The 23,398-nt window shown below is 66.6% G+C and carries 18 protein-coding genes; 14 read left to right on the forward strand and 4 right to left on the reverse strand.

Features of this window, described 5'->3' with window-relative positions; all coding sequences use genetic code 11:
• Positions 1-172: 172 nt before the first annotated feature.
• The 3 genes from AC1DWU_RS15455 to pglB all read left to right on the forward strand — a co-directional run bounded on the left by AC1DWU_RS15455 (position 173) and on the right by pglB (position 4,167).
• On the forward strand, positions 173-1,375 hold the full coding sequence (locus AC1DWU_RS15455; protein ID WP_477150891.1) for an ROK family transcriptional regulator: 1,203 nt from the start codon (positions 173-175) through the stop codon (positions 1,373-1,375).
• Between the two features lie 191 nt (positions 1,376-1,566).
• Positions 1,567-2,661 carry an ABC transporter ATP-binding protein gene (locus tag AC1DWU_RS15460; protein WP_477150892.1) on the forward strand — a complete coding sequence of 365 codons (1,095 nt, stop codon included), beginning with the start codon at positions 1,567-1,569 and terminating at the stop codon, positions 2,659-2,661.
• Between the two features lie 240 nt (positions 2,662-2,901).
• Positions 2,902-4,167 (forward strand): polygalacturonase PglB, encoded by a 1,266-nt coding sequence (pglB, locus tag AC1DWU_RS15465; RefSeq protein ID WP_477150893.1) that lies wholly within the window; start codon positions 2,902-2,904, stop codon positions 4,165-4,167.
• 51 nt (positions 4,168-4,218) lie between these two features.
• On the opposite strand, the gene AC1DWU_RS15470 is transcribed toward pglB, so the two are convergent.
• Positions 4,219-5,199 (reverse strand): tagatose kinase, encoded by a 981-nt coding sequence (locus AC1DWU_RS15470; protein ID WP_477150894.1) that lies wholly within the window; start codon positions 5,197-5,199, stop codon positions 4,219-4,221.
• 233 nt (positions 5,200-5,432) lie between these two features.
• On the opposite strand from AC1DWU_RS15470, the gene AC1DWU_RS15475 reads away from it, so the two are divergent.
• Positions 5,433-6,704: an MFS transporter gene (locus tag AC1DWU_RS15475; RefSeq protein WP_477150895.1), complete on the forward strand. Its 1,272-nt coding sequence runs from the start codon at positions 5,433-5,435 to the stop codon at positions 6,702-6,704.
• A 56-nt stretch (positions 6,705-6,760) separates the two neighbouring features.
• Here the strand turns inward: AC1DWU_RS15475 and AC1DWU_RS15480 are convergent, their stop codons facing one another.
• Positions 6,761-7,747 carry a phosphoribosylaminoimidazolesuccinocarboxamide synthase gene (locus AC1DWU_RS15480; RefSeq protein WP_477150896.1) on the reverse strand — a complete coding sequence of 329 codons (987 nt, stop codon included), beginning with the start codon at positions 7,745-7,747 and terminating at the stop codon, positions 6,761-6,763.
• 215 nt (positions 7,748-7,962) lie between these two features.
• On the opposite strand from AC1DWU_RS15480, the gene mepA reads away from it, so the two are divergent.
• Entirely contained in the window at positions 7,963-8,802 is an 840-nt protein-coding gene (mepA, locus tag AC1DWU_RS15485; protein ID WP_477150897.1) for a penicillin-insensitive murein endopeptidase, read from the forward strand.
• Between the two features lie 90 nt (positions 8,803-8,892).
• Here the strand turns inward: mepA and AC1DWU_RS15490 are convergent, their stop codons facing one another.
• Positions 8,893-12,024 (reverse strand): autotransporter domain-containing protein, encoded by a 3,132-nt coding sequence (locus AC1DWU_RS15490; protein WP_477150898.1) that lies wholly within the window; start codon positions 12,022-12,024, stop codon positions 8,893-8,895.
• 182 nt (positions 12,025-12,206) lie between these two features.
• On the opposite strand from AC1DWU_RS15490, the gene AC1DWU_RS15495 reads away from it, so the two are divergent.
• Positions 12,207-13,871: a winged helix-turn-helix domain-containing protein gene (locus AC1DWU_RS15495; protein ID WP_477150899.1), complete on the forward strand. Its 1,665-nt coding sequence runs from the start codon at positions 12,207-12,209 to the stop codon at positions 13,869-13,871.
• 114 nt (positions 13,872-13,985) lie between these two features.
• Here the strand turns inward: AC1DWU_RS15495 and AC1DWU_RS15500 are convergent, their stop codons facing one another.
• Entirely contained in the window at positions 13,986-14,735 is a 750-nt protein-coding gene (locus AC1DWU_RS15500) for a GGDEF domain-containing protein (protein ID WP_477150900.1), read from the reverse strand.
• A 403-nt stretch (positions 14,736-15,138) separates the two neighbouring features.
• Between AC1DWU_RS15500 and AC1DWU_RS15505 the strand changes: the two genes are divergently transcribed.
• From AC1DWU_RS15505 to AC1DWU_RS15540, 8 genes are all read left to right on the forward strand, one after another.
• Positions 15,139-16,740: a TIGR04028 family ABC transporter substrate-binding protein gene (locus tag AC1DWU_RS15505; RefSeq protein WP_477151014.1), complete on the forward strand. Its 1,602-nt coding sequence runs from the start codon at positions 15,139-15,141 to the stop codon at positions 16,738-16,740.
• 60 nt (positions 16,741-16,800) lie between these two features.
• Positions 16,801-17,745 carry an ABC transporter permease gene (locus AC1DWU_RS15510; protein ID WP_477150901.1) on the forward strand — a complete coding sequence of 315 codons (945 nt, stop codon included), beginning with the start codon at positions 16,801-16,803 and terminating at the stop codon, positions 17,743-17,745.
• A complete protein-coding gene (locus AC1DWU_RS15515) occupies positions 17,742-18,611 on the forward strand; it encodes an ABC transporter permease (RefSeq protein WP_477150902.1) in 870 nt (289 codons plus the stop codon). Before AC1DWU_RS15510 ends, AC1DWU_RS15515 begins: the two co-directional genes overlap by 4 nt.
• A gap of 1 nt (position 18,612) precedes the next feature.
• Positions 18,613-20,217, forward strand: a complete 1,605-nt coding sequence (locus AC1DWU_RS15520; protein WP_477150903.1) for a dipeptide ABC transporter ATP-binding protein — start codon at positions 18,613-18,615, stop codon at positions 20,215-20,217.
• Positions 20,210-21,250, forward strand: a complete 1,041-nt coding sequence (locus AC1DWU_RS15525; RefSeq protein ID WP_477150904.1) for a putative FMN-dependent luciferase-like monooxygenase — start codon at positions 20,210-20,212, stop codon at positions 21,248-21,250. The genes AC1DWU_RS15520 and AC1DWU_RS15525 overlap by 8 nt, the downstream gene beginning before the upstream one ends.
• A gap of 19 nt (positions 21,251-21,269) precedes the next feature.
• Entirely contained in the window at positions 21,270-21,887 is a 618-nt protein-coding gene (locus AC1DWU_RS15530) for a CMD domain protein (protein WP_477150905.1), read from the forward strand.
• A 5-nt stretch (positions 21,888-21,892) separates the two neighbouring features.
• On the forward strand, positions 21,893-22,495 hold the full coding sequence (locus AC1DWU_RS15535; RefSeq protein WP_477150906.1) for an alkylhydroperoxidase domain protein: 603 nt from the start codon (positions 21,893-21,895) through the stop codon (positions 22,493-22,495).
• A gap of 502 nt (positions 22,496-22,997) precedes the next feature.
• Positions 22,998-23,375 (forward strand): hypothetical protein, encoded by a 378-nt coding sequence (locus AC1DWU_RS15540; RefSeq protein WP_477150907.1) that lies wholly within the window; start codon positions 22,998-23,000, stop codon positions 23,373-23,375.
• Positions 23,376-23,398 lie beyond the last annotated feature (23 nt).

Genomic DNA, 23,398 nt, shown 5'->3' on the forward strand with positions numbered 1-23,398 from the left:
TCATGATCTAACGCTGGACTTTTGCCGGACTTGGGCGCGTCGAAGACGCGGATTTCCATGGGTGCGCGCGGCTTGCGCTGGAGAGCGTGGGGGTGGTGCGGTGCTGACTTGACAGGTTGGGCGAATGTCCGCAGTTAGGTCGGTGACTTAACGAATTTGGACGGGCTTTCCGGTGGACGATCTGGTCGCACCAACCCGGGTGCTTCGGCAGTTATCGGTACAGGCGGTGATGGACGTGCTGTTGCGCGAGGGCTCCGCCTCGCGGGCCGGACTGTCGCGCACCACCGGCCTCTCCAAGCAGACCATGTCGGAAGTGATCCGCGTGCTCACCGAGCGTGGCTGGGTCCGCGAGAGCGGCATGATCTCGGGCGGCGTCGGCCGCTCGGCGGTGCGCTACGAGGTCGATGCGGCGGCCGGGTGTGTCCTCGGGATAGACCTCGGCTCGAGCACCATCCGCGCCACGGTCGCCAACATCGCGGGCGCCATCGTCCTCGACAGCGAAGTGCCGGCCGACCCGGCCGGCGGCATGCGGCTGATCGAACAGATCGGCGCGCTCAAGACCTCGATTCTTGCGCAGGCCGGGCTGCCGGCGAGCAAGCTGCTACACGCCACGGTCGCCATTCCCGGCGTCATGGACCCGGCCTCGGGGCGGCTGAGTCTCGCGCCCAATCTCGATGACATGGGCACCATCGACGTCGCCTCGTCGATCCGCCAAGTGCTTGATTGCAAGGTCACATTCGAGAACGACGTGAATGCTGGCGCGATCGGCGAGTACTGGGAAACGCACCAGCCGAGCGAGGGCTATTTCGGCTTCATCTCGATCGGCACCGGCGTCGGCCTGGGCATCCTGGTGGACGGCAAGCTGCTGCGCGGCGCCGCCCAGGCGGCGGGCGAAGTAGGCTACCTGCCGCTCGGCTCCGACCCCTTCGCGCCGCTCAGCGTCGAGCGCGGGGCGCTCGAGAATGCGCTCGGCGCCGCCGGTATTTCCGGGCGCTACCACCTCGCCGGCGGCCCGGCCGGCACCCCGGTTCGCGACATCTTCGACCGCTACAACGAGGGCCAGCGCGCCGCGATCGTCACCGTCGAGGAGTCGGCCCGCCTCGCGGCGTTACTGGTCGCCACGGTGACGGCTGTGATCGACCCGGCCAAGATCGTCATGGGCGGCAATATCGGCGGCCGGCCCGAGCTGGTCGAGCTGATCCGCAAGATCCTCCCCACCTGCACGCGCCACCCGGTCCCCATCGAATGCGGCCGCCTCGGTCCCCGCGCCACGGTAGTCGGCGCTGCCGCAATCGCGCTCGGCGAACTCCACAACTCCCTCTTCAGCCCCCGCGAGCTCCCCAACAAGCGCGACGTCCCCGCCGGCCGCCGCTGACTGGAAATCCATGCCTTCGACCGGTCGGAACAGCGCAAAAGTACAGCGCTAGGCCATGAACTTCTGCCAATGTGGTCGATGCGCGGCACACGATCGACGGAGTTTGTTCGTCATATTGACGAATGAAGCAATCGTCCGCAGTATGGGTTCCCAGCAGCCGTGAAGCTTCACGGGAGAGACGGAGCGGGTAGATGGCATCACTGCAACTGGTGGGCGTGACCAAGGATTTCGGCGACGCCAAGGTCATCAAGGGCGTCGACCTCGATGTGGCGGACGGCGAGTTTGTCGTTTTCGTGGGGCCGTCGGGTTGCGGGAAATCAACGCTGCTGCGGATGATTTCGGGTCTCGAAAAGACCACCGGCGGGCAGATTGTCATCGGCGGGCGCGATGTCGCCGCGCTGTCGCCGGCCGAGCGTGGCATCGCCATGGTGTTCCAGTCCTATGCGCTGTACCCGCACATGACGGTGGCCAAGAACCTGAGCTTCGGGCTCGAGAACGAAAGGCTGCCCAAGGCCGAGATCGACGCCAAGGTGCTCGAGGCGGCGCGCATTCTCGCGATGGAGCCTTACCTCGATCGGCGGCCGAAGGAGCTGTCGGGCGGCCAGCGACAGCGCGTCGCCATCGGCCGCGCCATCGTGCGCGACCCCGACGTGTTCCTGTTCGATGAGCCGCTGAGCAATCTCGACGCAGCGCTGCGCGTCCAGACCCGCGCGGAGATCAGCCGCCTGCACAAGCGGCTCGGCGCCACCATGATCTACGTGACGCACGACCAGATCGAAGCGATGACCATGGCGGACCGCATCGCGGTGCTGAACGGCGGCAAGCTCGAACAGTTCGGCAACCCGGTCGAGCTGTTTCGCCGGCCGGCGAACAAGTTCGTCGCCACCTTTATCGGCTCGCCGCGGATGAACGTCTATCCGGGCGTGCTGACCAGCCGGAACGAACGCGGCGCCGTGGTGACGGTGCCCGGTTTCGGGGCGGTGGAACTGCCGGTCGATGCCGGCACGCTGGCGCCGGGGGCGGCGATCGAGCTTGGGATTCGCCCCCAGCATCTGCGGTTCGTGGGCGAGGGCGCGGATGTGACCTTCGTCGTCGACTACGCCGAGAGCATCGGCACCGAGACCTATGTGTACGGCAAGCTCGAAGGCACCGAGACGGAGACGATCTTCCACGTGCCCGAGCACAAGGCGTTCGAGCCGGGACAGCGGGTACCGCTCAAGGCGCCGGCCGAGTTCGTGCATGTGTTCGATGGGGCGACTGGGCTGGTGCTTAAGCCGCTGGAGTGAGGGCGCGATGCCGCGGCTTGCCTTCTCCCCTTGTGGGAGAAGGTGGCGCGAAGCGCCGGATGAGGGGTCCCGCAGCGCTTGCGTTGCGCGATCGGAGCGAAGCGACGAGCGACAGAGTTCGCGGAGAGATGCCCCTCATCCGCCCTTCGGGCACCTTCTCCCACAAGGGGAGAAGGTAGGCCAGTGGGTGAGGAAATCTTATAAGTAGCTGAAAATACATACTTATCTCTGGACAGTCGTATGACCCTCATCCCCGCCTCCACCTCCGACCAGACCGTGCTCATCCAGTCCGCCATCGACGCACTCGCCGCGGTGGGCGGGGGCAGGGTGGTGCTCGAGGCGGGGGAGCACCCGTGCGGGGCACTGCGGCTGCATGACCGGATCGGCCTGCACCTCGAAGCAGGATCGGTATTGCGGTTGGCGCCGGACTACGACGCGCTGGCAGGCAATGTGGTGAGCGTCATCGCCGAGGGTTCGGATCGCGGGCTGATCGTCGCTCAGGGCGCCACCGGCATCGCGATCACCGGCGAGGGAGAAATCGCGGCGCCCGGGCGGGCCTATATCGCGGGTGACGACCCGGAGGTGGGCACCTGGGTGCCAGCAAAACTCCGGCCGCGCGTGCTGGTGCTGGAGGACTGCAATGACGTCGAGATCTCCGGCGTCACGATCACGGACTCGCCGATGTGGACGATGCATCTCGTCGCCTGTCGCGATGTACGGGTGACGGGTGTGCGGGTCCAAAACGACCGGCGGCTGCCCAACACCGACGGGCTGGTCATCGACAGCTGCCATGACGTGCTGGTCGAGGGGGTAGAGATCTCCACCGCCGATGACGGCGTGTGCCTGAAGACCACCCGCCGCGCGGCAGGCATCGGCACTTGCAGCAACGTCACCGTGCGCAACTGCCGGGTTTCGAGCCAGAGCTGCGCCCTCAAGATTGGTACCGAGAGTTTCGGCGATGTCACCGGCATCGTGTTCGAGGATTGCGCGGTGGTCGATTCCAACCGGGCGCTTGGGATCTTCTCGCGCGACGGCGGCCGGATCAGCGACGTGCGCTTCTCGCGCATCGCGCTCGAGTGCCACGAGACACCGGACGGCTTCTGGGGCTCGGGCGAGGCGCTGACCGTTACGGTGGTCACCCGCCGGCCGGAACTGCCAGCGGGCGCGGTTTCCGGTCTCGTCGTCGAGGACATTTCGGGCACGATGGAAGGGGCGATCAACCTCGTCTCGACGGTTGCCGGCGGGATCAACGACGTGCGGCTCAGCCGCATCGCCATTGCCCAACGCCTCGGCACGCTCGGCACCGCCCGCCGCTACGACCTGAGGCCCACCCCGGCCGACCTCGCCCCATCAGCCACCGCCTCGGGCCGCGCCAATGCCTGGACCAAGGGCGCGGACGGCGTGGTGATCGGCCTCGTCGACTACCCCGGCGGTTTGCCTGGGGTGTTCGCTTCGGGGGTGGACGGGTTGTCGCTGGACGATGTGGTGGTTGAGCGGGTTATCTGAGGGAGCCGTGGAGCGACCCGCATGACTTGACGCTGGTAAGCTCAGTCGGCGTCACGATCCCCTTGGGGTGGCAGCGATAAACGCGTCGAGTTCGGCCCGCGTGCCGGCGCCTTCCATCGGCCCCCGAACGGTCACATTGCGAGCCCCGGCCGCGCAGGCATAGGTCAGGGCCGCCTCAGGACCCATGCCCAGGCGGCGGCAGGCCACATAGGCACCGCCGAAGCAGTCGCCGGCACCGGTGGGATCAACCTCGGTCACCACGAATGCCGCAGCGTCTAGGCGGGATCCGTCCCGGCTGAAGCAGGTGGCCCCGTCCACCCCACGCTTCAGCACAACCTCTCCGACGCCGAGGTCGAACAGTCGCTGCAGTGCCGCCGTTTCGCCAACGACACCGGCCGCGCGCTCGAGTTCATCACCGCTCGGCAGGAGGAGGTCCGCTTTTGCCACGAGTTCGGCGAACTGGCGTTCAATCCGCGCGTCTGGCCGCAGTTCCTTGCGAAGATTGGGGTCGACCGAGAGCGTTCCACCCCTCGCCTTGATGATCTCGACAGCTCGGTCAATGACGCTGCAGGCGCTCGGCATCGGGAGGGCTGTGCCCATGACGTGAATGTGGCCAGCGCGGCGGACAAGGGCATCGACCGCGTCATCCCAGCCGAACCTGGACGCAGCCGAGTTGGCGATGTTGTAGACAAAATCCCGCTCGCCGCTCGCACGGTAGCGAACAAACGCACTGCCCGTCGGGTACTCGTGATCGATGGCTACCGCGGACACATCGACTCCGTCCATCCGCAGCCGATCCAGGTTAACTCGACCGAAGTCGTCGTCGCCGACAGCGCCAATCATGGCGGCGCGGCCGCCGAGGCGCCCGCACTGATCAATGAAGATCGCCGGCGCTCCGCTTGGATAGGGACCCACCAGCGGTTGTGCTGCCAGGAACCCCTCGCCGACGGTCGTCGCAACGATCTCGACCAGGATCTCGCCGGCGCAGACGGTCGGACCCAGTTCGTCCGGTGACAAGACGGCGTTCTGCATTCGGTATCTACCCGCAGTTGGTGCGTTCGGCGAAGAGGACGCCAGGTGATTTAGGGGAAGCGATCAATACCACGCGTCGGCGTCGCTGGGGCAGATCGCGACGGCAAGACCGCAGCGGTCGTCCGCTTTGCGCCAGAAGGGGTCGGCTCCTTCGCCCTTTGTGCAAACCAAAGGATATGCGTTAATCGGCAGGCAAGAGCAGCTGTCCCGTGACAGGCCCCTGAGGACTATCGATGGGCAGCGACAATACATCGCCTGACGCCGGATCGGCCAACGTCGCCGATGTATTCCAGCTTCCCCATTTTCTCGCATTCTGGTCAGCGGAAACGGTCTCGGGCTTCGGTAGCTACGTGACCACTCTCGCGATCCAGACAACAATTGTGTTGCTGCTCGGCGGCACGGCGACGGATGTTGGCCTCGTAACGACGGCCGGGCTGTTGCCGAACCTGTTCCTCGGTCCGATGGCGGGGGCTATCGTCGACCGCTTTCGGCGGCTTCAGGTCCTCATCGTCACCGATATCGCAAGCGGCCTGGTCCTGTGCCTCCTGCCGCTGCTGTGGATCATCGGCAGCCTCAGCACGCCCGCGCTGATGGCGATCATGTTCGTCTCCAACGTCCTGACCATATTGAATCGGGCCGCGAGCCAGTCGGTGCTGCCAAGGCTGGTCCCCAGGCGCTACCTGCTCGTGGCGAACGCCCGGATCGACCAGGGGGCCACCGTTGCGCAGACGTCGGGCAGTTTTGTCGCCGGCGGGCTGATTGCGCTCCTTGGCGCTCCACTGGCCGTCCTCGTCGACGCCGCGTCCTACTTCGTGTCCGCCGCCGCGATCGCAACCATTCGCCTCGACGAGCCGCCGCAGAGGCCGAACGGCACCTTGCGCACCCTGCACACCGAGGTCAGCGAGGCCGTCCGCTGGATGTACGGACACAAGGTGCTGGGGCCGCTGGCGCTATCGACCCATGTCTGGTTCTTCGCCAACGGACTGGTGGGCACGGCATTGGTCGCCTACACGCTGCAGGCGCTGCACCTCGGCCCCTTCTGGCTCGGATTCATCTATGCTGCTGCCGGGGTGGCAGGCTTGATAGGCAGCCTCGTGGCAGTGAGGGTGGGCCGATGGCTCGGTGAAGGTTTGACGGTCATCGCCTGTCGCGCACTGGCCTGCCTCGCATGGACACCTGTGGCGCTCCTGCCGGATCAGTCGACGTTGTGGTTGTCGGTTGCGGTGCTGGCGCTTGGACAGGCGCTGTTCGGCCTGAGCATAGGGGTGGAGAACGCCAGCGAGGCGAGCATCTGGCAACGCGCCATGCCCGACCTCCTGCAGGCGCGCGTGGTCGCTACCAGGCGCTCCGTGAACCGCGCCATGATCGTCTTTGGCGCTCCCGCTGGTGGCCTCCTCGCCGATATGACTGGCTTTGGCGTCGCATTCTGGGTCGGCATCGCGGCCTTTGCCGCTGCCGTGGGCGCACTCGCGCTGGTCGGCTTCCAGAACGTCCGAGAGGTCTAGCGGACATCAGCTGAAGTACTCGCACGTCCGCTACGCGCCACCTATTCAGATGGATCTCAGCGCTGGTGAAAAGCCCCCAGGGCCGCCAGCACGCGCTCGTGCACCGACGGGGTTGGCGGAGGCGGCTCGAATGTGCGTCCGGTGATCCGCTCGTAGGCCTCGACGTAGGTCAGCGCGGTCTTCCAGATCAGTTCCGGGGGGATTTCCGGGACATCATCCTTGTACGGATCGCATCGCGCGGCGACCCACTCGCGGATCACGTCCTTGTCGAAGCTGTCCGGGCGCTCCCCGGCGGCGAGGCGCTGGGGATAGGTGTCGGCCCGCCAGTAGCGGCTGGAATCGGGCGTGTGGATCTCGTCGGCGAGGCGGAGGGTTCCCTCGGCATCGAGCCCGAACTCGTACTTGGTGTCGGCGAGGATCAGGCCGCGTTCGGCGGCCAGCGCCTGGCCCCGGGTGAACAGCGCGAGGGCGGCTTCGCTCACCTGCCGCCACTGGGCTTCGCTAAGCAGACCGCGCATGAGGATCTCGCCTTCAGTCAGCGGCTCGTCATGAGCACCGTCGGCGGCCTTGCTGGTGGGTGTGATGATCGGCGTCTCGAGCGCCTGATTGGCGACGAGGCCGTCGGGCAGCGACTGCCCATACATCTGCCGGCGGCCAGCCCGATACATGGTGAGGATCGAGGTGCTGGTGGTGCCCGCCAGGTACCCGCGCACGACGATCTCCACCGGCAGAATCTCGAGGCGCCGGCCGACGACGATGTTCGGGTCGGGGGTGTCCAGCACGTGGTTGGGGCAGATATCGGCGGTATTCTCGAAGGCCCAGCGGGCTATGCCATTCAGCACCTGGCCCTTGAACGGAACGCAGCACAGCACCCGGTCGAAGGCCGACAGGCGGTCGGAGGTGACAAGGATACGCCGCCCGTCCGGCAGGTCGTAATTGTCGCGCACCTTGCCGCGGTAGAGGCCGGGCAGGCGCGGGTCGATCGCCTCCCTCAGGACCTGGTGTCTGCTGGCGGCGAGCCTCGTTTCGTCGATCGTGGACATGGTGGTTTCCTGACGGAGTATGGGCCTCGGCACCGACCCAAGCCCACTTTCCAGCGTATCGCATCTGCCGGGTTGATCGGCCACACCTTTTGCCGAGCCGCCATCACCGGCGGCGCCACCCGGGGTGGCAATAGCCGGAGACGGTGTGCAGGCGGCAGCCGCAGGCCACATACGCTGCTATGATCACGGTGATTCACAACGGCGATGGCCCGATCATGCTCCGCCTCCTTTGCTGCCTACTCGGCATCCTCCTGCTGGGCTCACCAGCACTCGCCCAGCAGCCTGCCCGTGACCTCTTCGGCGCCGTAACCGGCCCTACTGCAGGCCCCTCCATCCCGGTCGGCGGCTATGCCAAGGGCTGCATCGCAGGGGCGGTGCAACTGCCCACGGATGGCCCGGGCTGGCAGGCGATGCGGCTGTCGCGCGATCGCCGATGGGGGACGCCGGACCTCGTCGACTACATCGCGGCGCTCGCCCGATCCTCCGCGCAGGATGGCTGGCCGGGTATCCTTGTGGGCGATATGGGGCAGGCGCGGGGAGGGCCGATGAAAAGCGGACACGCCTCGCACCAGATCGGCCTCGACGTCGATATCTGGCTGCAACCGATGCCCGATCACACGCTCAGCGCCGCGGAGCGCGAGGACCTCTCCGCCGTATCGGTGCTGCGGAAGGGCACGCGCAACGTCGACCCCAAGCTGTTCGGCGAAGCGGAGCGGCTGCTTATCTATCGCGCTGCGCAGTTGCCGGGCGTCGCGCGCATCTTCGTCGCCCCCGGCATCAAGAAGTCGCTGTGCGCGACCAAGTGGCGCGACCCGAGCTTCCTCAACAAGGTGCGTCCCTGGTACGGTCATGACGACCATTTCCACGTCCGCCTCGCCTGCCCGGCAGGCGCTGCGAACTGTCTCAATCAGGACCCGGTACCCTCAGGCGATGGCTGCGGCGAGGAGCTCGACTACTGGTTCACCGAAGAGCCCTACAAGGCCACCACACCGTCCCCACCGCTCACGCTGGCCGACTTGCCAAAGGCCTGTCAGATGGTTCTCGACGCGAAGTAGCCGCCTGAACGTCCGCTTCGTGCCAAAAGCGGACGTCGGGTATCGCCGCAACGGCGACCGCAAGTGGACACGGTCGCGGTGTCGGCGATCTCAGAACTGGCCGCCGAGACGAGCGCTGATGCCGTGCGACTGCCCCTGCGTTGAGATCTGGCCCGCATAGTCCAGCGATACATCGAGGCCATTGGCGAGGTCGAGGTTGAACCCCGTCTCGAGCACCAGCGCATCCGACCCGGCCGGCGCCCCGGAGACGGCAAAGGCTCCGCCGCCGGCAAAGGCGTTGCTGGCCACCGGGGAGCTGGCAAAGCCATGCCGCCAGGCGAGACCACCGCTCACGCCTGCCAGTCCGTCCTCTCCCACGAGGAACTGGTGCTCGGCGCGCAGCCCGAGCGTCGCGAAGGTGGAGCTGATGAAGTTTGCACTGCTCGACAGAGCCGACGCGCCGCCCTGTTCGGTGAAGGCGTCCGTCGCTGTGCCGCTATAGGCCAGTTGGGCGAACGGCGTGAGGCTCACATCACCCAGGTCGAACTCGCGGTCGATCTCGGCGAACACTTGCCCAGTCGTCGCGCCATAGCTGGCGGTGAGGGTTTCGGCGAAGCCCGGGAACTGCACCTGCCGCGTGGTGGCGACCGCGTGCCGCGTGAACGAGGCGCCCAAGCCGAACCCGGTATCGCCCCATTGCGTGCCACCATAGACGCCGAGGCCCACATCGGTGCTCGAGCCCGTCGTGGCGCGATCCGGGATCGAGAAGTCCGAACTGCCCGCCTGCGCCGAGAAGCCGAGCTGCCAGTCGCCGATCTCGGTCTCGGTGCCCAGCACCAGCCCGCCACCGCCGAACGAGGATGCCGCCGCGTTGCCGTCGCCGGCGCGGTCGCCCAGTCCGCCGTAAAGCTGCCCCCAGAGTTTTCCCGCATAGGCGGTCTCACCCGAGAGCATGGGCTCGCCGGCATAGCCGCTCGCCGCGCCGGTGGTTTGAGGGGACGAGCGCAACGTCTGCAACCGGCCGAGCAGCGCGTCGCGCACGAGGTTCGAGTTCTCCACCAGCATGCCTCTGATGGTCGCGTGGCCCTCGCCCGAGAGCGCCTCATAGGCGGCCTGGGCCTCCGTCTGGTTGAGCCCGAGGATCGCGTCGTAGATGGTGTTGCCGGCCCCCATCGCCTCCACCGCGCTGGCGACACTCGCCTCGTTCGGCGTGGCGGCGACGTCGGCAAACGCCACGGCATTGCGGGCGAGCTCGAGATTGACGCGGGAGTTGGTGTAGTCGAGCGTCGGCGTGATGAACGCGTAGTCAAGGCTGCTGGTGTCGAAACTGTCGTAGAGCGTGCCGTCCGTCTCGAGGATGGTGTAGGTGCCAAGCGCGCTCCCGTGCCGCACTACGGCGAGGTGAGCATTGCCGAGGTAGGCGTCTCCAGTGACGTGAATGAGATCGTTGACGCCGTCGCCGATGTCGGCCACGTAGGTCGAAGGCGCATCGACAAACAGGCCACCGTCGACCGTCAGCGTGCCGGCCGAATCATGTCCGGGCGCGATGATGCCACCCAAGTGCGTTTCGCCGACGGTGCCGGTGCCGCCCAAAGTGCCGGCGACATAGGTGGTGCCGGCTAGCGTGCCGTCGACGAGCAGAGTGCCGGCGGCAACGTAAGTAAGGCCGCTAAAGCCACTGGCATCGCCGGTCAGCACCGTCGTGCCGGGTCCCATCTGCAGGATCGTGCCCCGGCCGCTCATCGGGAGCGAGAAGTCATACTCGGCGTCGGTGTGGTTGAAGACCAGCGCGCTGCCGCTTTGGAAGTTGATCTTGTCGGCGTCGAGCGTGCCCGCCGCCACCGCCGTCTGGCCCAACGCGGCGCCAATGTTCAGCCTGCCATAGGCGCCGATATCGAGGTCGTCGTCATTGTCGACATGCGCGCCGTTCCTGATCGTGAGCGTGCCGGTCGCGAGCGTACCGAGATGCATGTGGTCGTAATTCGTCCAGATCGAGCCGACGCCGTCCACGACGACTGTACCGGTTCCACCGCTGTCAACGTCACCGATGCGGGCCTCGAGGCTCGTGACGTGGCCACCATTGGTGATCGTCAGCGCGCCGCTGCCATACGATCCTACCAAAAGGTTACGGCCGACGGTCCAGCTCGACCCCGCCCCGTCCACGGTGACAACACCAGTACTGCCTGGCTCGCCGCCGATATACCCATCCACGGTCGTGTGCACAGCGCCACCGTCCGCGATCGTGAGCGTGCCGTGGCCTTCTAGGCCCACGGCAAGGTCGTTGCCATTCGTCCAGGTCGAGCCCGCGCCGGTCACGGTGACGACGCCGGTGCTCCCCGCATAGTAGCCGATGGCGCTGTCGTCGCTGGTAACGGCGCCACCGTTGCTGATCGTGAGCGTGCCGTTGCCGCTGTCGCCGACGCGGAGTTCACCGGCCGTCCAGCTCGAGCCCGCGCCGTCCACCGTGGCGATGCCGACACCTCCGGCGTTCTCGCCGATGAACGCGGTACCCCCCGTAGTGACCGTGCCGCCGTTGCTGACTGTCAGTGTGCCGGTGCCACTGTTTCCCACGATAAGATAGCCAAAGAGGCCGGCGGTCGACAGGCTCGACCCCGCGCCATCCACGGTGACGACGCCTTTGCTGCCGGGTAGGGCGCCGATGAAAGCGTAGCCCGCACTCACGCTGCCGCCGTTGCTGATGTCCAGCGTCCCGCTGCCGACAAACCCTACCTCGAGCCCACTGGTCGTCGACAGGCTCGACCCGGCCCCGGTGACGATCACCAGGCCGGCACCGCCGGGTAGGGAGCCAATGGAGTAGCCGCTGCTGCTATCCACGGCGGTGCCGCCGTTGCTGACAGTGAGCGTACCGCGGCCACCGTATCCTACCGTGAGGCCGCCCTCCCAGGTTGAGCCAGGACCGGTGACCTCGATGGCGCCACTGTCACCGGGAGACGTGCCTAGGACGCCAGGGTCGGGTCTGGCATGGCCGCCATTCGTCACCTGCGCGGTGCCGCCATTGTCGATCGCGAACTGCGTGAAGGGTCCAGGAACGAAGTGGCCGTCCCAGTTCGCCGGGTCGAACCAGTCGCCGACGCCAGAATTGATCCATTCGGCGGCCCAGGCCGGTGCCGTGGCCGCGGCGCTCAACGCCGTCGTGATCAGCAGCAGCGCCCGCAGACGCGGAGCGACCGGTGCGCGGCGCGGCGCACTCGCCGTTTCCGGCCTATGTGACAGATGGTTCAACAACGTTCATGCCCCCGTGCCCGAAGTCCGGGCTATGTCCTCCTCACACCCGGGTGCGCCTGCCGTCCTGAAGCGGCGGCGACCGCCGCCTGATTTTTTTCTGAAATCTGCTTTTCGCTTCGCCCTATAGGATTGAAACTCGCTAGATGCTGTCGCGTGGGACCGATCGGGGGATCTTGGGGATGCGCGTGTTCCGCTTTGCTGGATTCGAGCTCGATGAGCCGCGTGCCGAGCTTCGCGGGCCCGGCGGCGCGCCGATCAAGCTCAGGCCGAAGGCCTTCGACCTGCTGCGGTTGCTGGCCGCCAATGCGGGACGAGTCGTCAGCAAGCAGGAGCTGATGGAAGCCGTCTGGCCCAATGTCCACGTGAGCGACGACAGCCTGTTCCAGTGCATCCGTCAGCTCAGGGCCGCATTGAGCGACGACGAGCGGCAATTGATCAGGGGCGTCCCAGGGCGCGGCTACCTGTTCGAAGCCGAGGTTTCGAGCGACCCGGTCGGCGCGCCCCGGGCGTTGGCGGCATCGGCTGAGCCCGACAACGGCGAAAACCAGGTCGGTGGGGCGCAGCTCGCGTTCGGATTGCGACGGCGTTGGATGATCGGGATCGTCGCCGGGCTCGCGGCCGTCATCGGATTGACCGTCGCGGTGCTCGCATTGCTGTCCCCGCCGGGCCCGGCCAGCATAGCCGTGACCGCGATGCTCGATGTGAGCGGGGATTCACGCGGCAGCACCATGGCGGCCGCAGTAAGCAGCCAGTTGGTCGACGGACTGGGGGCGATCGACAATCTTCGAGTCATCGACCCAGAGTCGGCTGCCTCCGGAGGGGAGTCGACCTACGCCATCGACGGCGAGCTCAGCAAACAGCAGCAGCTATGGACCCTCAAAGCCCGGCTGATCGAGCGGGCCACGGGCGAGGTCCGGTCCGTCGCCACCGTGTCCGTCGATAGCTCCGCGCTTAGCCCGCTGCTTCAGCAATCCCGGCTCGTCGCCGGCGTCGGCGATATCTTCGCCCGGCGCCTCAACGCGCTGCTCGAGGACGAGTCGCGCCGCGACGGGGCCCCGGCCACGACCAGTGGAAAGGTTGCCATCGAGCAGGCCGCGGCCTCGATCACCCAGACTACACCCGAGCGCTTCGTGGCGGCCGAGGCGATGCTCGAGAAGGCCCTCGCGACAGAACCCCGCAGCACCGACCTGCAGGTCGCGCTCGCCGGGCTGCAGCTGCGCGGCATTCAGATGGCCTGGTACGGCCCGGCCGAGCGCGCCGCGGCAGAGAGCAGCGCGCGGGCGCTGCTGCAGCAGGCGATGATCGCCCGGCCCCGCTCGATCGCCGTACTCGAGGCGCAATGCCGGCTCCTGAGCGCGACCAACGCCTTCATCGAGAGCCTCGTCGCCTGCGGACAGGTTGCGCGCTTCGATCCCTGGGACGGCTCGGCCCTCTACCTCATCGGGCTTGGCCAGTTGTATCTCGGACGGTTCGAGGACGCGCTGGCGACGTTCGAAGCCGCCGACCGTTACGACACGCCCTCGGTCTCGCGCTGGACCTGGCTGCTCGGGGTCGGCTGGGCAAACCTGCTGCTCGGACGCAACGCTGAGGCGGTGCCGTGGCTGGAGCGCTCGATCGCCGTCACTCCCGGTTCCGGGCGGACACAGATGACGCTGGCCGTGGCCTATCAGCGTCTCGGTCGGCTGGAGGAAGCGAAGGCCAGCATGGCGGAGGGCCTGCGCCTCAGACGCGGCTCGACTGCTGCCAACGTCCGGATTCCGATGGATAATGCGAGCCCGGCCTTTATCGCCGCAAGTACCGAGATCTGGCGCACGATGGTCCTGCTCGGCCTGCCCGATCGCTGATGCTAGCCGGGCTTTTGACGCGACCACTAGCGCGCGCCCCGGGGGAGACGTGCGCCTATTCCCCTAGGCCAGCTTTGGGCCAGAGGCGGACATTAGCAGTGAACCCACCGGCGCTCAGGCGACCTGTCGAATATCGATCCGGTTTCGACCACTGGTTTTCGCCGCGTAGAGGCATTTGTCCGCAGCCAAGAACAACTCGTCGAAACTTGTCTCGTGAACGAATATTGCGCCTCCAACGCTGACCGAGAGGCTTCTGCTCGCGCCGCCGACTGGGAAATCGATCTGCTCAATTGAGGCCCGTATCTTCTCCGCCACTGCCGCCGCCTGCTGCGGATTTGCGCCTGGAAGAAAGATCCCGAACTCTTCGCCACCGATCCGACCGACCAGGTCTGTTGAGCGCACCGCGCCCTGTATGGTGTCGGCTATGATCTGCAACGCCGCATCGCCCTGCTGGTGTCCCAGCGTGTCGTTGATGCGCTTAAAGTGGTCAGCGTCGACCACCAGCAGCGAGCCGGACCTTAGGCTCGCCTCTTTCTTGGCTTCCGTCAGGTAGGCGTCCACCATCATCGTGAAGGCGCCGCGGTTCAGCACCCGGGTGAGGCTATCGGTGGAGGCAATGACGGTCAGGTTCTTATGTGCAATTGCGAGCTGCCGCATCTTGGAGAGGAGCAAGAACAGCAATGGCCCCGCGAGGAACGCTGGCAGCAGCAAGTCGACAAGAACCGACCGTGTGAGAGCATCGTGGGACAGCGTCGGAAAGTTGGGCGCATCCACGATGAGCGCAGCTGCAATGCACAGGATCGTGCCGGCCGCGGTGCCAAGGATGACCTTGGTCCAACCCGTTGCGGAAAGGTCGAGCTTCACAGCCTGATCTCCAGTAGCCACAGCGCAGAGGCCAGTGTCTCAATCATTTGTTAATAAGATCCCACCGCGCTGACTCGACGCGGGAGCGGCCCCCGACTGGCGTCGCTCAATGTCCGCTTCGGGCCACAAGCAGTCACCGGAGGCGCGTCCATTTCGCACCAAGCGCGGACGCGCCGCGGCGCCGGTTTGCGTGCGCGTGCTCCCCGGGCTGGGATCCAGGGATACTTCTTCCGGACCCGGCACCTGACATAGACTACTTTTTCGATAGAGTTTATTGCGAAACTAGGAATTGGCGCTACCCTTCTGCGTGTCATCCGGTCCGCCGGGTGAGCACGCTCACAAGGAGGCAACATTGTCGCGCACCGTTCTCAACCTCACCCGCCGCTCGGCTCTGAAAGGCGTCATGGGGACGCTGCTGGCCGGCATGGTGGCTTTTCCGGCCCTCGCACAGGAGGCGGCGCCAGTCACCGGCGGCACGTTGATCTACCTGGAGCAGCAGGCCCACACGAACCTCTATCCCCCCGCTGGCGGCTTCTATCCGAACGGCGGCGTGCTCAACCAGATCACCGACAAGCTGACCTATCAGAACCCGCAGACGCTCGAGATCGAGCCGTGGCTGGCCGAAAGCTGGCAGGTGAATGACACGGCCACGGAGTACACTTTCAAGCTCCGCCCCGGCATCACCTTCTCCGATGGCACCCCGCTCGACGCCAAGGCGGTGGCCGCCAATTTCGACATCTTCGGGCTGGGCAACAAAGAGCTGAAATACCCGGTCTCCGAGGTCATCAACAACTACGACCACTCCGAGGTGGTCGACGACCTGACGATCAAGTTTCATTTCAAGAAGCCCTCGCCGGGCTTCCTCCAGGGCACCGCGGTGATCGGCTCGGGCATCGTCTCGGTCGCGACGCTGGCTCAGCCCTATGATGCGCTTGGCGACGCCACCAAGATCGTCGGCTCCGGCCCGTTCGTGGTCGAGAGCGAGACCCTGGGCAAGGAGCTGAACCTTAGGGCACGCGCCGACTACAACTGGGGCCCGGCCAAGTTCGAGCACCAGGGCCGCGCCTATCTCGATGCCATCAAGTACATCATCACCCCCGAGGACAGCGTCCGCATCGGCGCCCTGCTGGCCGGCCAGGCCGACGTCATCCGCCAGATCCAGGCCTATGACGAGCCGCAGGTGAACGACGCCGGCTTCGAGATCTTTGCGCCCAACACCCGCGGCGTGAACAACTCGATCGCCTTCCGTCCGGACAACCCGCTGGTCGCCGACCTGAAGGTGCGGCAGGCGCTGACGCTCGCCACCAACCGCCAGGAGATCGTCGATACGCTGTTTTCGGCCAACTATCCGCTAGCCACCTCGGTGATCTCGCAGCACGCCGCCGGCTATGTCGATGAGTCCAGTAAGCTCGTCTTCGACCAGGAGAAGGCCAAGGCGCTGTTCGCCGAAGCCGGCTGGACGCCGGGCGCTGATGGCATTCTCGAGAAGGACGGCAAGAAGTTCGAGCTGACCATCTACGTGTCGCTGCCGCAGCCGCAGAACGAGGGCGTGCTGCAGCTGGTGGCCCAGCAGTGGGCGCAGATCGGCGTGAAGCTCAACGTGCTGGCCGGTGATGCCGGCAGCCGTACGCTCGACCAGCTCGATCCGCTGAAGACCCCGGTCACCGTGGCGATGGTCGGTCGTGCCGATCCCGACGTGATCAAGTCCGGTTTCTATCCCAAGAACCGTGACTGGCTGCTGCAGAAGGGTGGCTCGAGCGACAAGGTCCAGAGCTTCGTCGACGACAAGTTGAACGGCCTGCTCGAGGGCCTCGCCTCCGAGACCGACCGTGCCAAGCGCCTCGCCATCGCCGGCGAAATCCAGGGCTACGTGCTCGACCAGGCCTACATCATCCCGTTCTTCGAGGAGCCGCAGGCCTTCGCCACGGCCCCGTACGTGAACGGGCTGGCCTTCGAGGCCGTCGGCCGGCCGAGCTTCTACAACGTGTGGCTCGCTGCCCACTGATCTCCCCCCAAGTCCCGGGCGGCAACGCCCGGGGCTCCCCTTGCTTTCGGAGCGCCGCCAATGTCGCGCTACATCCTGAGCCGGATCGGACAGGCCCTCTTCGTCCTCTGGGTCGCCTTTACCGCCGCCTTCCTGCTGCTGCAGGCGCTGCCCGGCGACGCCATCCTGATCAAGTTCCAGAGCCCCGACCTGGGCCTCGGTCCCGACCAGATCGCCGCTCTGCGCGAGGCCTACGGCGTCGATAGCCCGCTCTGGGCGCAGTACCTGCAGACGCTCGGCAATTTCCTCACCGGCCAGTTCGGCTACTCGGTGGTCGGCTCGATCCCGGTGGCGCAGGAACTGCTGGCTAACCTCCCGGCCACCGCCCGCCTCGCGAGCCTTGGTTTCACTCTCGCCGTGCTGCTCGCCTTCACCCTTGCTTTCCTCGCGACGCTCGCGCCCTTCAAGTGGCTGCGCGGCGCCATCCAGGCGATTCCGGCGCTGTTCATCTCCGTTCCGGTGTTCTGGCTCGGCATCATGCTGATCCAGATCTTCTCGTTCCGCTTGAAGTGGATCTCGGTGATCAACCCCGGCGAGATCGAAGGGTTGATCCTGCCGGTGATCACTCTCGCCATCCCGATCTCGGCGCCGCTGGCGCAGATCCTGATGCGCAATATCGACGAGGCCTCGACGCAGCCCTTCGTTGCCGTCGCCCGTGCCAAGGGTGCTTCGCCCAGCTGGGTGCTGTGGAGGCACGTGGCCAAGAACGCCCTGCTGCCCACGCTGACCATCGCCGGCATCCTCTTTGGCGAGCTGCTCGCCGGCGCGGTGATCACCGAAACCGTCTTCGGCCTCAACGGCATCGGCGGGCTCTCCGAACGCTCGGTGCGCTTCCAGGATTCCTCGGTGATCCAGGCAGTCGTCGTGTTCTCGGCCGCTGCCTTCGTGATCGTCAATCTCGCCGTCGACCTTCTCTATCCCGTCTTCGATCCACGCCTCAGGAAGGCCAGGGGAGCAACAGCATGAGCAGCATCGGTACCGTGGACGGCTTCGTTGCTACGAGCCGGAACCGCGAACGTTCGAGCCTCGTCGCCCGCCTCAGGCAGGTCCAGCCGGCCCTCGTCATTGCCTGGATCGTCGTTGCCGTCGTCGTGCTCTTCGCACTGTTCCCGCAGCTCTTCACCAGCTTCAACCCGGTGCAGGGCCTGCCGGCCGAAAAACTGAAGGCCCCGAGTGCGCTGCACATCCTGGGCACCGATGCGCTCGGCCGCGACCTCTTTGCCCGCATCGTCTACGGCGCAGTGCACTCGCTCACCGGCGCGTTCGTCGCCGTGGCGGTGGGGCTGGTTCTTGGCACCGCGCTCGGCGTCGTCGCCGGCTCGACCGGCGGCCTCGTGGAAGAGGCGATCATGCGGCTCGTCGACGTGCTGCTGTCGATCCCTGGCCTGCTGCTGATGCTCTCAATCATCATCCTTCTGGGCTTCGGCACGGTGAACGCCGCGATCGCCGTCGGCATCACCTCGGTCGCGAGCTTTGCCCGCCTGTCGCGCTCCGAAGTGGTGCGCGTCCGTCGCTCCGATTATGTCGAGGCCGCCTTCGGCTCGGGCGGCACCTTCTTTGCCGTGCTCTGGCGCCACGTGCTGCCCAACTCGCTGGTCTCGGTGCTGGCCTTTGCCGCGCTGCAGTTCGGCAGCGCCATCCTCGCCATCTCGACCCTCGGCTTTCTCGGCTATGGCGCGCCCCCGCCGACGCCCGAATGGGGGCTGCTGATCGCGGAGGGCCGCAACTACATCTCGACGGCCTGGTGGCTGACCACCGCGCCCGGCATCGTCGTCGTGCTGGTGGTGCTCTCGGCCAATCGCATCAGCCAGTCGCTGGCGAGGGGCCGCTAAGATGACGACGCCCCTTCTCGCCGTCGAAAACCTCTCCGTCGCCTACGACGAGCGCGACCACGCCACCCGCGTCACCCACGATGTGAGCTTCACCATCTCTCCCGGCGAAGTGGTGGCGCTCGTCGGCGAATCCGGCTCGGGCAAGACCACCACCGCCCAGGCGGTGATCGGGCTCCTGCCCGAGAACGGCCGCATCGAAACCGGCAGCATCCGGCTCAACGGCGAGGACATCTCGCGCTGGTCCGGCAAGCGCTTCGATGCCATCCGCGGCAAGCAGATCAGCCTCATCCCGCAGGACCCCACCAGCTCGCTCAACCCGGTGAAGACCGTCGGCGCGCAGGTCGGCGAAATCCTCCGCATCCACGGCGAGCGCGACAGCAAGATCATCGCGGCCCGTGTCATCGAGCTCCTCGCCCGCGTCGGCCTTTCCGAGCCCGCGCTTCGGGCTAAGCAATACCCGCATGAGCTCTCGGGCGGCATGAAGCAGCGCGTGCTGATCTCCATTGCCATCGCGCTGAAGCCGCAGCTGATCATCGCCGACGAGCCAACCTCGGCGCTCGACGTCACCGTGCAGCGCCGCATCCTCGATCTGATCGACGAACTGCGCCGCGAGAACGGCACGGCCATGCTGCTCGTGACCCACGACCTGGGCGTCGCTGCCGACCGTGCCGACCGCATCGTGGTGCTGCAGGGCGGCCGCATCCAGGAGACCGGCGAGACCCAGGCGCTGCTGGCCAACCCACGCAGCCCCTACGCGCAGCGGCTCCTCGCCGACGCCCCTTCGCTCGCCACCGGCAGTTTCCGTACCCCACCGCTCGACGGCGACGACGCCATCATCGTCGATAGCCTCGTCCACGAGTATCACGCCGATGGCCGGAAGGGTTTTCGCGCTGTCGACGGCGTCTCCTTCACCGTCCGCCGCGGCACCACCCACGCCATCGTCGGCGAGAGCGGCTCGGGCAAGACCACCACCGTCCGCGACGTCGTCGGCTTCGGCCGGCCCACCGCCGGCGCCATCCGTATCGAGGGCACCGATATTGCCTCGCTGAAGGGCGAGGCGCTGCGCAAGTTCCGGCAGACCATCCAGCTGGTCTACCAGAACCCCTTCTCCTCGCTCGATCCGCGCCAGACCGTCTTCTCGATCGTCGAGGAGCCGCTGATCAATTTCGGCGAGCGAGACGCCGCCGCCCGGGCTAGGAAGGTCAACGCCCTGCTCGAGCGCGTTGGCCTCCCCGAACCGCTCCGCGGCCGCCGCCCGCGCGCCCTCTCCGGCGGCCAGCGTCAGCGTGTCGCCATCGCCCGCGCGCTGATCCTCGACCCCAAAGTGCTGGTGCTCGACGAGGCGGTCTCCGCCCTCGACGTCACCGTGCAGGCCCAGATCCTGAAGCTCCTCGACGAGCTGCAGCGCGAGCGCGGCCTCACCTACCTCTTCGTCTCGCACGATCTCGCCGTGGTGCGGCAAATCTCGGACACCGTGTCGGTCCTCCACAACGGCCGACAGGTCGAAGCCGGCCGGGTGGAGGAGGTCTTCCTTCGCCCGCAAAGCGCCTACACCCGCGAACTCATCGACGCCATTCCCGGAAAGCGGAGCCACGCCAATGCCTGACACCATGCCGAAGCGCCTCGGCTTCTTCACCCGGCTGCTCGATGACACCGGCCCCGGCGAGCGCTACCACAACGCCGCCGACCAGATCATCCACGCCGAGCAGCACGGCTTCGACACCGCCTGGGTGGCGCAGCACCATTTCCATCGCGACGAGGGCGGCCTGCCGTCGCCGCTGGTGTTCCTGTCCTATGTCGCGGCACGCACCTCGCGTATCCGCCTCGGCACCGGCATCATCACCCTGCCACTCGAACAGCCGATCCGCGCCGCCGAGGACGCCGCCGTGCTCGACCTGCTCTCGGGCGGCCGTCTGGAGCTGGGCCTCGGCTCAGGCGGCACGCCGTCCTCGTTCACGGCCTTCGGCTTCGACGTGGCTGACAAGAACGCCATCTACGACAAGCACCTCGCCACCTTCCGCACCGCGCTTTCCGGCTCGCCAATCACCGGCGACACCAAGCTCTATCCCGCCGCGCCGCATCTGCTCGAACGCTTCTGGCAGGCGACGTTTTCGGTCGCCGGTGGTACCCGTGCCGGCAAGGCCGGCGACGGGCTGATGCTGTCGCGGACCCAGCCACGGCCGGCCGACAACCCCAGGGCCAGCCTCGCCGATCTGCAGCGTCCGATCGTCGACGCCTACTACGAGCACCTGCCGCGCGAGATTGCGCCGCGCGTCGTCGCCTCGCGCACCCTGTTCGTCGCCGACAACCGCGACGAAGCCCGGCACTATGCCGAGATCGGGCTCAGGAAGGCCGCTGCAGGACTCGCCAAGAGCGGCCATCGCTTCGAGAGCGACGATCTCGACCACCTGATCGCCGCCACCGACACCCATGTCGGCACCATCGAGGATGTTCTGGCGAGCCTCCATCGCGACACGACGCTGTCGCGCGTCACCGACATCGTCTTCCAGGTGCACTCGGTCGATCCGCCGCACGAACTGGTGCTGCGCTCTATCGAGCTGATCGCCGCCCATGTCGCGCCCCAGCTCGGCTGGCAGAAGGCCGACAAGCCGGCCCCGCGCCTCAGCGTCGTCCGCTAATTTCAGAAGGAGGAATCCCATGAGCCACACCCAGATCGACATTATCGACCGGCTGGTCGGCATCGTCCCCGGTTCGAGGCTGGACACCGTCCGCCGCAACCGCGTGCAGGCCCGCGACAACGCGCAAGCGAGCTATGACGCGCTGTTTTCGCCTGCGACGCCCGGCACCGTGCTGATCGAGGAGCGCTTCGCCGTCGCCTATTTCGTTGCCGGCCTCCATCGCAATGAGGGGGTCGCCGCCTTCTACCGCGAGGCCCTCGGCCACCATGACCGCGCCGGCCTGCTCGGCGCCATCAGCGCCGAAATCCGCCGCGGCGAGACCACCGGTCCCTACGGCACCTATCCCGCCGGCCCGCTGACGGCCGAGGACACGCCCGGCCTGCTCTACGCCCCCGATCCGGCCAACCGCGCCGTGCTCGGCCGCCTCGAAGCGGCGCTCGTCCATGCCCACCTGCTGGTCTTCCGCCCCCGCGACGCCAGCTCTGCCGCTCTCCAGGCGCTGCTCAATGCCGGCTGGTCGACCGACGATATCGTCACGCTCAGCCAGCTCGTCGCCTTCCTCTCCTTCCAGATCCGTGTCGTCACCGGGTTGCGGGCGCTAGCCGCCGCCGACACCCAGTCCATCGCCGCCGAGTGAGCAACATGACCCAGGCCATCACCTACAACGACCCCAACCGCCCCGTCGCCTTCACCCAGGCCAATATCGGCTGGGCCCCTTGGCTCGAGCCGCTGAAGGAAGGGGAGCTGACCCAGCGCCACTGGGACGGGCTCACCGAGGCGAGCCGCGCCAAGTCGCCCTATTTCATGCTGCTGGCCCGCGACCCCGACATCCTCGGCGCGCGCACCCGCACCGACAAGGACATCTTCTACAACCCCGATGCCGGCCTGCCTCGCGCCGAGCGCGAACTCGCGGCCGCCGCGACCTCCCGCTACAATGGTTGCATCTTCTGCGCCTCGGTCCACGCCCGCTTCGCTTCGACCTATTCGAAGCGCAGCGAGGACGTGGACAAGCTCCTCGCCGACGGCGTGAACGTCGACCTCGGCCCGCGCTGGAACGAACTGGTCGATGCCTCGGTCAAGCTCACCGCCACTCCCTCCGAGTTCGGCCCCACCGAGATCGCGTCGCTTCGCGAGCAGGGCCTCGACGATTTCGCCATTGCCGACCTGATCCAGGCGGCCGCCTTCTTCAACTGGGCCAACCGGCTGATGTTGTCGATCGGCGAACCCACCCCGGCTGTCGGCTAAGACGATATCTGCATGGAGAGACGGAAGTCCTCGAAGAATGCCTCCAGCGCTCGTGCCTCCGAGTGCTGGAGGATCAACAGCATGCGCCTCGGCGGCTACCGCTGAATTACGACAGTGAGTAACGGCCTCACTCGGTAATACTTTGACTCCCATACCCCCGGGGCGTCTTGTGCTTGCATGAGCAATCGAGCCAACCGCACCTCACGCAAGCGCGTCGCCGTAGCCTTGGTCCCAGGGCAGGTCGAACGCCTTGATTATCTGGCTCGCCTCGCAGGGGTGACGCGTCTGGAGATGCTGCGTCACATCCTGTTGCTGGAGCTCGGAAAGAGGCCCGGATGGGCAACCCTTCACTAAAGCGACCATTGGCCTTGAATTGGGCCTGGTGGCTCGGCGCCTTGGTCGTGCTCACCGGCGCGATGGCTCTGCCGATAACGCTGGTGTGGCTGCTGGCATAGTTTCAATCGCATCAACGGGGGCGGCTCGCCGCCTCAGGGAGCTCGCCATGGGCGACAGCAATCTTGCCATTAAGCGCAGGGCACGTTCATCGCGTGCTGTCGAGCGCGAGCATGAAGAACAAGTCATCGCTCCATTCAGCCCGCTGCTCGCGACATACCACCGCAAGGCCGCCTTCATCACGCGCCAGGTGACATCCGGACGGCTCGACGGCAATGCCTCACGTGCGCTCGGCAGGGTCATTGACGAGTTGGTCGAGGAAATCGAGGGCACGCGCCGCGACTTTTCTGCGCGAACCGGCAACCTGCCGCCGCTGAGCCGAGTTGAGGATACGCGAAGGTCAATGGACCAGGTCGCCGAGCTGCTGAAGGACCTGCGTCGGAAGATGCCGAGCCACAGTTTGGCTGAGGGCCGTCACGTGCGGTGATCCCGGGCGAACCAAAGGTAACG

Source organism: Devosia sp. P2_G7 (assembly GCF_056403495.1).